At 52.9% G+C, this 14278-nt stretch carries 15 protein-coding genes; 5 read left to right on the forward strand and 10 right to left on the reverse strand.

Translation table 11 applies throughout. From position 1 onward, the window contains the following. Position 1 precedes the first annotated feature (1 nt). The 4 genes from FTO68_RS10045 to FTO68_RS10060 form a co-directional block, all read right to left on the reverse strand. The gene (locus FTO68_RS10045; protein WP_255333272.1) at positions 2-334 is read right to left on the reverse strand and encodes a PDGLE domain-containing protein; all 333 of its coding nucleotides are present in this window, start codon (positions 332-334) and stop codon (positions 2-4) included. Beyond that, positions 331-972: a cobalt transporter CbiM gene (gene cbiM, locus FTO68_RS10050; RefSeq protein ID WP_255333273.1), complete on the reverse strand. Its 642-nt coding sequence runs from the start codon at positions 970-972 to the stop codon at positions 331-333. Before cbiM ends, FTO68_RS10045 begins: the two co-directional genes overlap by 4 nt. Before the next feature lie 65 nt (positions 973-1037). Further along, the gene (locus tag FTO68_RS10055) at positions 1038-2198 is read right to left on the reverse strand and encodes an NAD(P)/FAD-dependent oxidoreductase (RefSeq protein WP_255333274.1); all 1161 of its coding nucleotides are present in this window, start codon (positions 2196-2198) and stop codon (positions 1038-1040) included. A gap of 82 nt (positions 2199-2280) precedes the next feature. Then, positions 2281-2490, reverse strand: coding sequence for a hypothetical protein (locus tag FTO68_RS10060; RefSeq protein ID WP_255333275.1), 210 nt, complete (start codon positions 2488-2490; stop codon positions 2281-2283). A 195-nt stretch (positions 2491-2685) separates the two neighbouring features. On the opposite strand from FTO68_RS10060, the gene FTO68_RS10065 reads away from it, so the two are divergent. The 3 genes from FTO68_RS10065 to FTO68_RS10075 are packed head-to-tail and all read left to right on the forward strand — an operon-like array spanning position 2686 to position 4918. Further along, complete coding sequence (locus FTO68_RS10065; protein ID WP_255333276.1) at positions 2686-3186, forward strand: PadR family transcriptional regulator; 501 nt, start codon at positions 2686-2688, stop codon at positions 3184-3186. Then, positions 3183-4163 carry an ATP-binding cassette domain-containing protein gene (locus FTO68_RS10070; protein WP_255333277.1) on the forward strand — a complete coding sequence of 327 codons (981 nt, stop codon included), beginning with the start codon at positions 3183-3185 and terminating at the stop codon, positions 4161-4163. The genes FTO68_RS10065 and FTO68_RS10070 overlap by 4 nt, the downstream gene beginning before the upstream one ends. A 2-nt stretch (positions 4164-4165) precedes the next feature. Further along, on the forward strand, positions 4166-4918 hold the full coding sequence (locus tag FTO68_RS10075; protein WP_255333278.1) for an ABC transporter permease: 753 nt from the start codon (positions 4166-4168) through the stop codon (positions 4916-4918). Positions 4919-4989: 71 nt separating this feature from the next. Here the strand turns inward: FTO68_RS10075 and FTO68_RS10080 are convergent, their stop codons facing one another. Together FTO68_RS10080 and FTO68_RS10085 are read right to left on the reverse strand one after the other, a co-directional pair. Next, entirely contained in the window at positions 4990-5499 is a 510-nt protein-coding gene (locus tag FTO68_RS10080; protein WP_255333279.1) for a PIN domain-containing protein, read from the reverse strand. Then, on the reverse strand, positions 5471-6538 hold the full coding sequence (locus FTO68_RS10085) for a helix-turn-helix domain-containing protein (RefSeq protein WP_255333280.1): 1068 nt from the start codon (positions 6536-6538) through the stop codon (positions 5471-5473). The genes FTO68_RS10080 and FTO68_RS10085 overlap by 29 nt, the downstream gene beginning before the upstream one ends. A 221-nt stretch (positions 6539-6759) precedes the next feature. On the opposite strand from FTO68_RS10085, the gene FTO68_RS10090 reads away from it, so the two are divergent. Continuing rightward, positions 6760-6948 (forward strand): type II toxin-antitoxin system HicB family antitoxin, encoded by a 189-nt coding sequence (locus FTO68_RS10090; protein ID WP_255333281.1) that lies wholly within the window; start codon positions 6760-6762, stop codon positions 6946-6948. Between the two features lie 68 nt (positions 6949-7016). On the opposite strand, the gene FTO68_RS10095 is transcribed toward FTO68_RS10090, so the two are convergent. Then, entirely contained in the window at positions 7017-8435 is a 1419-nt protein-coding gene (locus tag FTO68_RS10095; protein ID WP_255333282.1) for a Kelch repeat-containing protein, read from the reverse strand. Positions 8436-8725: 290 nt separating this feature from the next. On the opposite strand from FTO68_RS10095, the gene FTO68_RS10100 reads away from it, so the two are divergent. Next, entirely contained in the window at positions 8726-9631 is a 906-nt protein-coding gene (locus FTO68_RS10100) for a bile acid:sodium symporter family protein (protein WP_255333283.1), read from the forward strand. 100 nt (positions 9632-9731) lie between these two features. On the opposite strand, the gene FTO68_RS10105 is transcribed toward FTO68_RS10100, so the two are convergent. The 3 genes from FTO68_RS10105 to FTO68_RS10115 all read right to left on the reverse strand — a co-directional run. After that, positions 9732-11786: a PKD domain-containing protein gene (locus FTO68_RS10105; protein ID WP_255333284.1), complete on the reverse strand. Its 2055-nt coding sequence runs from the start codon at positions 11784-11786 to the stop codon at positions 9732-9734. Positions 11787-11915: 129 nt separating this feature from the next. Continuing rightward, positions 11916-12701 carry a hypothetical protein gene (locus FTO68_RS10110; protein ID WP_255333285.1) on the reverse strand — a complete coding sequence of 262 codons (786 nt, stop codon included), beginning with the start codon at positions 12699-12701 and terminating at the stop codon, positions 11916-11918. Further along, a partial coding sequence (locus tag FTO68_RS10115) for a PKD domain-containing protein (RefSeq protein ID WP_255333286.1) occupies positions 12702-14278 on the reverse strand: 1577 nt, incomplete at its 5' end. It abuts the gene before it with no gap.

Raw genomic sequence — 14278 nt, forward strand, 5'->3', positions numbered from 1 at the left:
ATTATGATTTCTTCGCCATTGCGACTTTTCCAATAGCAAAAGCGAGGATCAGGGCGATGATCGTGCCAAGGACAATAACGGCCAGTTCACCCATCTTCCCCCCATCTTCTCCCATTGTATAATCAGGAAAAGGGGATTCATATGCAAATCTTCCTTCTTCCTCTTCATGAATCTCGGCATCATCCGGGGTATCGCCTAAGAGCGCCTTCTGATCCTGAACAACAAGAGCAGTGCTCTCAAGGCCATCGGGATTGCCGGATGCAACAAAGACAGCGACGATTCCGATCAGGATCGCCACAACAAGACCGATCATGATAAACTGCTCGCTCTTCATGCTGCATTCACCCCGGTGACTGCATCAGAGAACTCCGGGCGTGCCTGGAGGAGGAGATAGATAGCTCCAGCGGTGATCGCCCCTTCAACAATACCGATGAGCGCATGATATGTTCCCATCGCCACCAGACCCGGGACAAGCGGGAAGGTACCTGCAAGCCACATCATCACAGCACAGGCAAGTGCTGAGATGAAGCAGGCAAGCCATGCAGCAATTGCAGCGGAGAGATATACCTTCTTCGTTGCCTGATGAAGCCCCCAATAGGAGTAGTATCCGATAAACCCACCAATCACTCCCATATTGAGGATATTCGCACCCATTGTTGTGAGCCCTCCATCACCAAAGATCACACCCTGGATGATCAGGACGAGTGTGAGGACGAAGACGGCTGCATAGGGAGAGCCAAGCAGGATCGCAACCAGTGCGCCTCCGACAAGATGTCCACTCGTCCCAAAGCCAACCGGCAGGTTAAAGGCCTGGATCGCGAAGATTCCGGCGGAGAGAACCGCCACCATCGGGATTTTATCTTCAGTCAGCTCATTCCTCGCCCACTTCAGGGCAAGGAAAATAAAGATAAGGGCAATGATCCAGTAGATCCCACCCTGCCAGATTGGCATGAATGCATCAGGTATGTGCATGAGAACACCAGAACATCATCGCACTCAATAGATAATAAGTATTACTAATTATTCGATATAATATTTCACGTAATACCCCTTAGCAGCTGCATCAATCCAAGCCGCCCAAAGAGCGGAAGGAGTTCAGGCCTGAAGAGGAGGCGGCGGACCAGCTTTCCCGGCCGATCCATATCCCCGTCCTCCACGATGATCTTCAGGATCTCAGGATCCGAGAGTGCCTGTATGGCTGAATCGATATCATCAGAATTCAGCTTCCCCCGCATCTCAAAGAGCTTCAGCCCGAGGGCAAGCTCCCTCCCTATATCCGCCTTCCAGAGCCGCTGGTACGTATAGAGGGCCTCGGCTCTCGTGTTATCCACTTCAAAGGCCCGCACAGCAGTTGCAACGGCATGCCGTGCCGACCGGATTCCCGTGTAGATACCCCCGCCCGAGGTGGGCTTTGGAAGGCCTGCTGCATCCCCGCAGACCATGAGGCGATCCGAATAGGTCTGTTCGGGAGGGCCTAGGGGGATTGCTCCTGTAACACAATGGACGGATGTAGGGGCATAATTTTTGATGAAAGCCGAGAAACGGGCAGGGATATCCGTCAGCCCGCAGAGGCCGACCCGCGCCCTCGTATCCGAAATCGGGATCACCCAGCCGAAGAAGTCAGGCGAGGCATCCGGATGAAGCTCGACAAACCGGGGGTCACGGTCAAGAACGATATCCGCCTGAATGCCTGCAAGGAGATACCGGGGGCGTGGCAGGCCGGCAGATCGTGCAATCCCGCTCCGGGGCCCGTCTGCTGCGATACAGATGCGATGGGGGATCTCCTTTTGCCCGGAGGCGCCCCGTGTCGTAATGAAACCGGGCTTTTTCCATTCTGCATAGGTTTTCATCAGGATATCGGCACCGGCTGCTGCTGCCGCCTGCAGCATCTCGCGGTCAAGTGCGGCACGGTCAACGACATACGCCTTTGTCTTTTCTGCATCAAAGAGGAGTTCACTCCCCTTCTCCGAGACGATCCGGGCACCCTGAATGGTATTTTGAACAGAACGATCTGTTACCTCACATTCCGCAAAGGCAGACGAACTGAGGAGGCCGGCACACTGGACCGGATGGCCGGCAGCTGCATGCTCTTCAATGAGGAGTGTCGAGAGACCGGCTTCAGCAGATAACCGTGCGGCTGTTGCCCCGACAGGCCCTCCCCCGACGACGACGATATCATACATGCGTGACCAGATCATGTGTCTCTGAAAGAGATAAGAGGGGCGTCTTCTGTATGCGGGAGGTGGATGTAGAGCACCTCCCGGAAAACCATCGAAGAGACTATTTCCATTTTACACCAAAGAGTGGCTCATCGCTTCGTGGCTCCCTCGGTTCCCTGAGCGGAACGACATCAATTTCCCAGGGAATCTCATTTCCGCTCCTGATGAGCCCGAGCAGTCGTTCGAGCGCAACAGTCTCAGCCTCTTTCATTGTCGATGCACCCCCCACTTTCAGGGTCACGGTGACCGTCACCTTCCACTCATCCGGCATACAGAATCCTCTGGATGAAAATTGTCCGGGGAAGGTAAATAGGCTCTGGTACCACGGGCAGACGCAATCCCTACCATATGGTCCGGAGAGGCAGGAGAGGATCGCCTCATTCGATATGCTGATATAGTATGATTACGTACTGTTCATTATCAAACGGTTCGAAATAGAACTATAATGAGGAGGAGTCATCCCACAATGAGAGGCATACTGCACTACACCACTGAAGAAGGCCATACCAGATCATTAATCTCCCTGTATGTCCTCCATTCCCTCCACTGTAAACCAAAAACCGGCTATGATCTCCTGAAAGAGATTGAAGAGGTGACAGCCGGAGCATGGGTGCCGAGCAAGGGAACGCTCTATCCATTGCTCCACAGCCTCGCCGATGAAGGGCTCGTTACCGAAGAAGAAACAGGAATACGCTCAAAGACAATCTATAGCCTTACCAGTGCGGGGGAAGAGGTGCTGTCAGCGATTAAGGCATGCCGTCACCAGTCCAGAGAACAGCTACTCCTCCTTAAAACCCTGCATACCAGAATCTTTGGAGAGGAGCGTGCGTCACTTCGGGAGATGATGTGGGAGATACGGGAGTATATCCATACCCTGCCGACAGAGAAGCATGAAGAAGCACTGGAGATTCTCAGGGGATGTAAAAAGAGGCTCCTAGAGCTCAGAGATGAGGAGAGATCCGGATGACGGCTATCCTCGTGGATACACTCACCAAACGATTCGGAGATTTTACAGCAGTTGACGGCATCTCATTTGAGATCCCGGAAGGAGAGATCTTCGGCCTCCTCGGCCCGAATGGTGCCGGAAAGACAACCGCCATCTCCATGCTCTCCACCCTGCTGGAGCCGACATCAGGCAGGGCTCTTCTCAATGGGATCGATATCATAAAAGATCAGGATGGCGTCCGGAAGGAGATCGGGATCGTCTTCCAGGATCAGAGTCTGGATGAAGAGCTGACCGCATGGGAGAATATGGATTTTCACGGAAGGCTGTACCGCATCCCAAAAGCGATCAGGGAAGAGCAGATTGATGAGATGCTCCGGCTTGTTGAGCTGGAAGACCGGAAAGATAGTCTGGTGAAGACCTATTCCGGGGGCATGCGGCGGCGGCTGGAGATTGCACGGGGCCTCCTGCATGAACCATCGATTCTCTTTCTGGATGAGCCGACACTCGGCCTTGATCCCCAGACGAGAAACCATCTCTGGGAATATATCCAGAGCTTAAACAGAAGAAAGGGGATCACAATCATCCTCACCACCCACTACATGGATGAGGCGGACCGTCTCTGCGACCGGGTTGCAATCATCGACCGGGGCAGGATCGTTGCGATGGATACGCCTGGAAACTTAAAGAGCCAGGTGGGTGAGGATGTGGTATCCATAACGTCCCCGGATGCTGCCAGAATCGCAGACAGGATCAGGGCACCCTGGATTCTGGGTGCAGAACAGTATGACGGGCAGGTGATCATCCGGCTCCGGTCTGCTGAAGATCACCTGCTCGAACTCCTCAGCCTGATCGGAGGAGACGGCCATACGATTGCATCCATCTCGATCAGAAAGCCCACACTCGAGGATGTCTTCCTCCACTATACAGGCAGGGAGATGCGGCACGAAGAGGCAGGGGCAACAGATCGGATGCGGATGATGATGCCGAGGAGGAGCTAGCGATGGATATCATCTATACCCTCTGGCTCAGGAGCATAAAGCGCTATGTCCGTTCAAAGAGCAGGATCGCAGGCAGCCTCGGGATGCCGGTCTTCTTCCTGCTGGCCCTTGGATTTGGACTGAATGCTGTTGTTGAGATTCCGGGCAGTACGGGAGAGAATTATCTCCAGTTCCTGGTGCCGGGAATCATTGCCATGGCAGTGCTCTTCACCTCGGTCTTCTCGGGGATCATGATCATCTGGGACAAGCAGTTTGGATTCTTAAAAGAGACACTGGTCGCACCGGTATCACGGCTAGAGATCATGCTCGGCCAGACCGTCGGAGGTGCTACGACTGCCGTCATCCAGGGGGCATTCATCCTTGTGTTATCGCTTCTTATTGGGATCAGTATTCCCTCCATATCCGGCTTTCTCATAGCCTTCCTCTTCATGACGCTGATCGGCATCTGCTTTGCAGCACTTGGGATCGCCATTGCGTCAAGGATGGAGGATATGCACGGGTTCCAGCTGATCATGAACTTTGTGATCTTCCCGATCTTCGGCCTCTCAGGCGCCCTGTTCCCGATTGAAAGCCTTCCCGGATGGATCATCCCCCTGACACTGCTAAACCCGCTCACCCATGGCGTAGAAGGAATCCGGTACGGGCTGCTCGGCACCTCAGCCATCCACCCGCTTGTATGCCTGGCGGTGCTTGGCGTGAGCACAATGGTGATGATTGTTATCGGGGCATTTCTCTTCAGGAAGGCATCGGTGTGATGGGGAGAAGAGATGTGTTGTCAGGAATAGAAAAGAGGATGGATCTCACCTGAGAGCTCTTCCTGAGAAGATCAGAATATTCCCCGATATTTCTTCCATTGAATGATAGTCTGTTGACATTCATCACGTGGCGGATTACGCCCGTGTGAACGCATCCTCTGCCATGCACCAATAGCCATTTCAGGAGTTATCACGTGAGAGTTCACCATGTAATCCAGTAGCCAGCAAGTGCCACACCATTCAACTCCGTGCGCAACCGCTACGTGGATGAGCGCCCGATCACCGGTCAGGAGCGGTCTGTGTAGCTGTTTGGCAAGAAGGAGAACAGAGAGATCGGCATAGGAGGGGTGTGGATACCTGTCGATCAGATCCATTAATTCCTGAACCGAATCTGAGCTGAGAGACTGAACAGAGAGACCCATATCAACGAGTGCTGCAAACGGAGGATGCAACAGCTCTTTCTGAACGAAATCAGTGACGACGAATCTACAGGGTAGCAAAAAGAGATTCGGTATCAGATCCGCTTTATATAGATCGATGATCGCGTTCGTATCAATGACATACGAGGGATGAGTTGTCACGGGATATTTCTCCATTCAGAATAAAAAATTCAGCAATAGGCTGATTCAGGAGTTCTGCTGCTTTTGAGGTCGATATGATACCTTCTGCATGGGATCGATAGACAAGTGATTCAAAGGAAACAGGATCATCGCCTGCTTTTTCATCACCAGGTTCTTTTCTGTTCCATCCAAGTGTAGAGAACTCTTTTCTCATCCGGGTATGGGTATCTGCGGAAATAATACCAAGATCCGATGCCCGATATATCCATGCACTCATTGATAGTCCATACTTCTCTTTCACTATCGTGAGTTCGTGAACCGATATATGACGGCGGCTCTCTCCAAGTTCAAAGAATACTCGTGTGGAAGGAACCAGAAATGCCCCTGCAAACCGATGCATTACTTTTTCATGATCCATACCGTCCACTGGTATCAGGAGGCAGTGGCCAAGCTCATGGGCAAGGGTAAACCTCTGCCGTGCGTAGGAAAGTCCGGCTCGCATCAGGATGACAAGATCATCCCCAAAACGGGTGTAGAGGGCATCAAACTTTGTAATGCCCCTGATGATCCCAATCTTCAAGCCCTTATCCTCAAGCAATGAGGTGAGATTATCGATAGGGTGTGTCCCAAGATCCCATACTTTTCGAAGATCATCTGCAGCAGTCTCGACCTCATCATAGGATGATACTTCTCTTGGGAATCCTGCGGGCATCTCAAATCTTCTGCGGATTCCGCTCAGCTCTTCAATGGAGAGATAGCGCTCCAGCCAGTCTTTCGTCTCTGCTTCAATCCGGGTCCTCTCTTTTCCTGTGATCTTTTTTGTCCGGAAACTGATCTGGCCATCTGGTATCTCATGGGTATGGCGGGACGGCCGGAGTAGGGCCGCAAGCGGCATCTCAAGCACATCGCTGATGCGGATCAATACCCCTGAATCGGGCACGAGAAGACCTTTTTCAAATTTATCCACAGTTGTATGCGATCTCTCGATCTTCTCTGCCAGATCGCGCAGAGACAGCCCGAGACACTTTCTTCTCACCCTGATACGTTCCCCAATGGTCATGAACAGTACCTCATTCTCCTGATTCGCTCTGAAGACTATGTTTACAAAATCAACGTTTGAACATATATTTGTAATCCTAACCATACCCTATACGTTCCATATTGAAAGAAATCTCTATTTGATGAAAGAATTGAAAATTTAATCAAACAATTCCTCATGATAAATGCCGAATATATAATAAAGTACTCATCCCAAATGAGAGAGATGAAAGGGTGTTGCCAATGAAGCCTGATTTTGTACTGGAAGAAGAAGAGGATGGCACATTCTCAGTCCATTGCCCCGCACAGAAAGGCTGCCACTCCCAGGGAACGACAAGGGATGAAGCAATTCGGAATAGTCATGGGGCAATAGATCTCTATCTGGACGTAGCTTTGGAAAAACAAGAAAAACGCGCAAAAGCAGCCAATTAAAACTGCCCCTTATTGATCAAAGGAAGAGACTCAAAAAGAGGGGATCTATTCCAAAAATAAGGTAAAGATTATTCCTCTTTTCGAACCCAAACCACAATCATCCCTGCGAACATGAGCAGAACCGGCGCATAGACAACCGGCGACTGCTCCGGAGTTGGCGTGTGAACCGGTGTCACTTCATTTTCGGGGGTTGCCGGAGGAGCCGGTGTCTCTGCCGGAGCAGGTTCGGTGACAGTTATGAAATCCCCTTTTGTGATGGTGGAAATCCCTGCTGCATTGAATGCCCGGAGTGTGACGCTATAGCTGCCGGGAGCCTCATAGATATGAGTGGGATTCTCTGCTGTTGAATCGGCCGTCTCAAGCCGCCAGACATCGTTGTAGTAGGTATATTCGTCATCCCCGGCATATGACCAGCCGCCTGCTACAAGTATGCTCCCATCTGGAAGGAGCACGCTTGAATGGCGATCCCGTGCATGCCACCCCGTCTCAGGAGTGAGCTCAGTCCAGGTGGCACCAAAATCTGCCGAATGCCAGAGATCGCCATACCTTGTTTCGTTGTTCATGCCTCCCATCAGAAGAATGCCGCCATCAGGGAGTGCAACACTCGTATGGCCATCGCGGGGGGACCATTTTGCATCCGATGTCATTTCAGTCCAGGTGGCACCGTTGTCGGTTGAACGCCAGACATCATTGTAATATGACCATCCATCATCATCTTCAACGTAGCCTCCCATCAGGACAATACTGCCATCTGAGAGGAGAACACTGGAATGGTATGCCCGAGGCGGCCAATCGGCCCGGTATGAGATCTGAGACCAGGAAATTCCGTTATTATTCGAACGCCAGACATCGTTCTTCTGGCCGATTCTATCCCATCCTCCCATTACGAGTATGCTGCCGTCGTGAAGGAGAAGACTGGTAAGGCCATCCCGGGCCGTCCACGCGGCTTCATCGGCAACCTTAGTCCAGAGAGCGCCTTTGGTGGTTGAACGCCAGACATCGTTATATTCGTAGAATTGCTCCCCATCCCAAAACAAGCCCCCCATAATAAGGATACTGCCATCTGCGAGGAGAAGGCTGGAATGGTATAACCGGGGTCCCCAGCGGGGCTCATCGGCAACCCTGCTCCAGGTGGCACCAGAGTCCTCTGATCGCCAGACATCATGGGTGTAGGCATCTTCTTCAAGGCCACCCATCAGGAGAATGCTCCCATCGGAAAGGACGACCATTGAATGGCCTCCCCGTGCCGACCACCCGGCATCCGGTGCTGTCTCTGTCCACTCAGGATCGGTGATCCCGTCACCAAAGTACCATGCCCGGCCGGAAGCATCCCCTGCGGATATGTCTGTGAATTCGACGGTCAATAGAGCGCTGCCGGTTTCAGGCGTCGCGTAAAAGTCAGCGGCAGGAGATCCGGCAGCACTGGCACCTGCAATCATGCAGGTGAAGAGAAGCAGGAATCCGAGGATTCGTTTGATATCGGTCATAGTATTCATGATTGCTCAATCCGGCTACCGCAGAGGATCAGGCGGAACATCTGTTCTGGTATGGATTTCCGGGGCACAATCCTGTTTCCCTGCGGTGTACATGATAACCGGAGATGTGCAATAATTGTTTCGTATTTTTTATCAGGGCCGTTACAAAACGATGCATACCGGGTACAGGATACCAGATAGAATCCGGATTTCCCCCTCCTTAATCCTTCACAAATGAGAAGGACAATTGCAACCATTTTTTAACTTCAGGTACATAACTATGAATCCGGAGGGAGGAAAAGATGGTTGTTAACCCGCTCGTATCCGATATTGGTAATTATGCGATCTGGTTTTTTGTCGTCACCAGCATCGCCACAATGGGGCTCAACCTGACAGTAAGAGAGATCCTCTCTCCCTGGAAGAAGAAAGGGCTCCTCAGCATCTCCCTTATTGCGAATTTCCTCGCAGTCCCGCTCTTTGCCCTTTTGATCCTGAAACTCATCCCGCTTGATTCGGGCCTTGCCACCGGCCTTCTGATCGTCGCCGCTGCTGCCGGTGCACCGTCGCTTCCAAAGGCGATCTCGATTGTAAAAGGGGATGTTGCCTATGCCGTTGGGCTGACGATGATTCTGATCCTGGCCACCATCCTCTATATGCCGATCGTCCTTCCTTTCATGATCGGGAACGTTACTATCGACAAGACCAATACGATACTCTACCTGATCGTCTTCATGCTCATCCCGCTTATTGCCACGATGGCACTGCGGGCACGGCTGCCTGAGCTGGCAAAACGGCTCCACCCAATCGTCAGCCGAAGTTCCGATCTCTCGATCATCCTCGTCCTCCTCATCTACACTGTGATCCTCTTCACAAGCGACTTCACGGTGAGAGCGGGCGCAATCCTCGGGCTTCAGGGGGTGCTGGTTGCAGTCCTCTTCATCCTCGGATCATTTGCAATCGGCCACCTGATGGGCGGATCAGATCCGAAGAGCCGGGAAGTCCTCTCCTTTGGTACCGGGTTCCGGAATGTCTCCGCCGCCCTCGTCGTCGTCACCGCCAATTTCCGCGATCCCCAGATCATGTTCATGGTGCTCGTGATCGCCATCTTTGGGATCATCTTCATGATGCTCTTTGGGGGAGCGATCTACCGGAAGAAGAGGAGGGAGGGGACGATTCCGAAGTTGAGGGTGAGAAGAAAGGAGGGGTGAGACAGGAGGATAGATAGTTGATAAAAGACGCACCGAATGCCCTAAAAACAGGTGAAACCTTCATCATCGAGGGGTGAACAGTTGGTCACAATAGAAAATATCAGAGTGCCGGGATCTTCCCGACATAGTAATACGCGATCCGGGCTGCGTCGGCGGAATCGACTTCGCCGTCACCTTTGAAATTAGCTGCCGGATCCGGCTCCATCAGCCCGATTGCCATCCAGGCAACCTTTGCGACATCCCCGATATCTACTCGTCCATTGCCGTTGAAGTCGCCGCGGATATGGACAATGATGAGAGCCTGCTCTGTCACTGTATCACTCCCGACCGCGTTGGATGCGGTCAGGCGGACCGAATAGGTACCAGGCGTTGTGTAGGTGTGCACCGGGTGCTGGTCAGTTGAGTTAGTACCATCTCCCAAATCCCAGAACCAGGAGGTCGGTTCACCAGTGGAAGTGTCATTGAAACGGACTGTGAACCCGGCTGCCCCGCTGGTGGGGGTGGCGGTGAAGGCAGCACTCGGAGGTGAAGGTACCACCAGGTCTGAGCGCTGTGTGATGCTTGAGATAATGTGCTCGTTCCGGGCCATCTCCCAGGTGCATGGTGTGGCTGAAGAGAATGAGACATTGCTGACATTATCGGGAAGGAGGATGTGTGGAACAGTGACCATCGTCCCTTCCGGTGCAGCGGTTCTGGTGAAATTGATGGTCTCCCAGACTCCGATAGACGGCGCAAACATGACGGGTTGGGTTGGTTCAACTGCCACTGCTGCACTGATGAAGTACTGGTTCCCCGCTTCGATCATAGTGGTATTAATCCTGTATTCAATTCGGTGCAACCCCTCGTTCAGGCCGAAGAGCGGAAGGTCAGTCTGTACTGTTCCAGGGATGAACGAAGCCGAGACATCGCTCGTATTCGCAGCTTCAATTCTGCCCCAGAGCCCGTCAGGATGGATGGTATCGAAGGTGATATTGAAGACGGCGTCCTGGACACCTGCATCAGAGAACTGTGTCCTGTTTGTTCTTCGCTCGATGGTCACACCGGACTCTCTGGGAATAAAAGTCGAGGTGGCTGCAGATGTTGAGAGTGTTGTTCCAGGTTTAATCTCAGTTATTTCAGGGAAATTCCACCTGACTTCAGTCCCGTTGATCTCAGCATAGGATGCAGGGAAGACACTTTGGTGCACGACCTCAGCAGCATCAAGGAGGAATGAGATGCTGCCATTGATGGTTCCCTCGCTCTGGGGAGAGTTGTGGACACCCGTGTAGTATCCGATTCTGCAGTCCCCGGTGCCACGCATCAGGACGTCACCGGATGTCCCCCGGTTATGGTTAACATTGAACTCGAGGACGGCGGTTGTGTTGGGGGACGGGGAGGGGGCTGTGACGGTGATGTACCCGTCTCGTTCGAGTGTGTCACTCCCGCCGGCGTTGGTTGCGGTCAGGGTGATGTTATAGGTACCGGGCGTTGTGTAGGTGTGGGTTGGATGCGGTTCTTCAGAGGTGGAGTTATCTCCGAAGTTCCAGAGCCACTCGGCCGGATCACCGGTAGACTGGTCTGTGAAGTTTACCATGAGTGGGACTTTCCCGCTGGTGGGTGAAGCAGTGAAGTTAGCGACAGGAAAGGGCGGTGGTGGTGGAGTTGTACCGAGTACAGCGGATATATTGACAGAATACGTTCCTGCAGGGAGATTAGTTCCCGGTACAACCCTCATCGATTCAGTCACCGAACCATTTGTCCAGGTGAGTTGAAGAATGGGAAGAGTGATGCCACTTGTATCCCAGTAGACAGAGATTGGTTCATTTGATTTCAGCACCAGATCCCAGAATTCGGCAGGGTTTGCCTCAGTCACCAGAGGTTTGAAATCTGAGGATAAGCGGTCGAAAAAGAGATTATCACAGGTGAAGTAGACCGCTTTCTGCGGGGCAGGTCCCGGAGGATCAGGAGGGGCCGGAATATCCAGACCCGAATCGTAGCCACGGGTCCCTGATTCATTTACTCCCATGATAACACTCTGATTGAACTCACCACTGGCGATGTCCAGGGTGACAAGCCAGCCGGCGCCGGGTGTCGTTAGAATTGTACTATCCTCATTATGGTCTGCAGAAACTCCACTTACTATGAGACCAAATGCTAGAAGAATAATAATTGCCATGCCAATTTTACATAAACTCATAAAAATCACCTTTTCATATTATTTTTATAATAAATCAATTATATAGATCGGATTCTCACACTCCTTTCACGGATAATGTTGAGGTTGTATTCCTACAACTCTCGATCACTACCCCATCGACCTTGGATATCGCCAGATCAGACATCCCACTATGATCACGCTCCCTACCACCGGCAGGAGGGAGAGCCCGGCCTCTGCCGGAGATGTCGGATCCCAAACCGCCGGGCTTTGCACCGGCTCATCCCAAACGACTGCAGAAGCATCGGGAGTTGGTGTTGCCACCGGAGGTGTTTCTGGGAACTCAGATGCTTCCAGCGGAGCCGTTCTCTCAGGATCAGGTACCTCAGCCTGAGTCGGCGGCGGCGCAGCTGTCGGTACAGCCGTTGGGGGGGGTGCAGTAGTCACTAGATACGGGATCTGCGTGGGCTGAGGGGTTGCCGTCACCATTGGCAGGGGATCAGCCCCGGGCTCAATCTGCAACTGATAGTTCCCGGCGGGGAGGGTGGCTTCGCCTGCGGTACTCATCGGATAGACCTGATCGCTGACGGTGATCGTTAACGGAACAGGTGATGGATCCCAGGATATCAGAATTGGCTCATTCGCCTCAGTACAAAGAGTCCATCCGGGGGCATTCCTGATATCAGTCTGGAGCATCGGGAAGAACCCGGTACCGGCCAGGTATGCAGAGAAGGTCGAACCGGGAGGTGCAGGAGGAAGAGGGATGTCAAGACCAGCATCAAATCCATCGGTTGCCGCTTCATCCACCCTGATAACAAGTGGTATCGTCGTACCCCCGGAGGTGACCGCGAGTTCGGTTGTCCAGGCACCGGCGGGCAGCATGCAGAGTGATGCCAGAAAGAGAGCAGGGAGAAGATATGATGCTCTCACTCTCATCTACACCCCCGGTATCATGATGGTGCAGTCTGCTGTCACCGCACCCCAGTGCCCGGCACCCGGCGTAAGCACCGTCACCTGCTCATATGCCCGTGTCCCGGTATTATAGCCATACACAAATGGCATTGCCCATGAACCGGCAGGGTCGATGGCGATGCTGCCGAAGGCGACCGTCTGATCAGTCCCGCCGATCAGGTTCCAGCCGGCGGTGAGGTCGGTGGTGATCGGGGAGGCATTGGTGCCCCTCACCGTAATCTCGGTGGCACTTGTGGACGCGATCCAGTATGCCTTGCCGGGCTGCATCTGGTCAAGCTGGCTAATCACATATGCCCGTGTCGCGGGGTTGTATCCGTAGACCACCTGGATCGGGTTTGGAGAGGGGAGGGTATATGCAGGGTCGGCATACGGCACTGATACCAGGTTCCAGCCAGCGGCGAGGGGGATGGTCATCTCCATTCCAGAAGAGATTGTGATCGCAACCCTCTGCACAGTCCCGTCCGCTGCTCTCGGAACAGTGATGGTTGCGACCGACTTCATGTCATACCTTGTTCCGGCATAGGTCAGCGTGCAGGTAAGATCCTTGGGGAGGAGGGTCGGGTCCCACGAGAGGATCGAATCAGCATCTCTTGTGATGATCTCCATCTGCCAGTGCCGCTCGGGATCTGCTTCATCGATCTCGCCCCGGATATCAGTGTAGAGTCTTGGGAAGAGTGAATCAGATATCATGAAGACCACATCAAATGTTACACCTGGTGGCAATGGTGGGGCGGTGAGATCCAGACCCGCATCAAAACCTTCCGTGCCGTCCGGATCTGTCCCGAATGTCAGGATCTGTTCATTGGTTCCGGCATTGACGGTGATGGGGAGGGATTGAGCTGCAGGCTGTGGGAGGTCAACAATGATATATTCCGCCTTTGTTTTTGTATTGCTCCCATCGTCATTGGTCACGGAGAGGCTAACGGTATAGGTTCCTGCTGAAGTGTAGGTGTGTGCTGGGTTCTGGTTATCGGATGTAATATTGTCTCCGAAGTTCCAGAGCCATTCTGTCGGAACTCCGTCTGATTGATCCGTGAAATTCACCGTAAGCGGGACTTTCCCGGAGGTCGGAGTGGCGGTGAAATTGGCTACCGGCGGTACCAGGGGATCGACGGCAATGTACTCCTGTTTCATCTCAGTGTTGCCTCCACCAGCATTGCTTGCCGTCAGACGGATCGAATACGTTCCTGCAGAACTGAACTGATACGAAGGACTCTTCGATGTGGAGAACTGCGTCCACGTACTGCCGGTGCTATACTCCCATTTCCATGAGGTCGGAGTGTTTGAGGATTGATCAGTGAACTGCACCGTGAGGGGAGCGGTACCGGTTGTGGGTGACGCGGTGAAAGCGGCTACTGGGGCAGGAGGTTTCACTGTAATATATCCGCTCTTTGCGATAGTGTTGCCTCCACCGGCATTGCTTGCCGTCAGACGGATCGAATACGTTCCTGCAGAACTGAACTGATACGAAGGACTCTTCGATGTGGAGAACTGCGTCCACGTACTGCCGGTGCTATACTCCCATTTCCATGAGGTCGGAG

Origin of the sequence: Methanocalculus taiwanensis (genome assembly GCF_024372745.1) — an archaeon.
Taxonomy (GTDB): Archaea; Halobacteriota; Methanomicrobia; order Methanomicrobiales; family Methanocorpusculaceae; genus Methanocalculus; species Methanocalculus taiwanensis.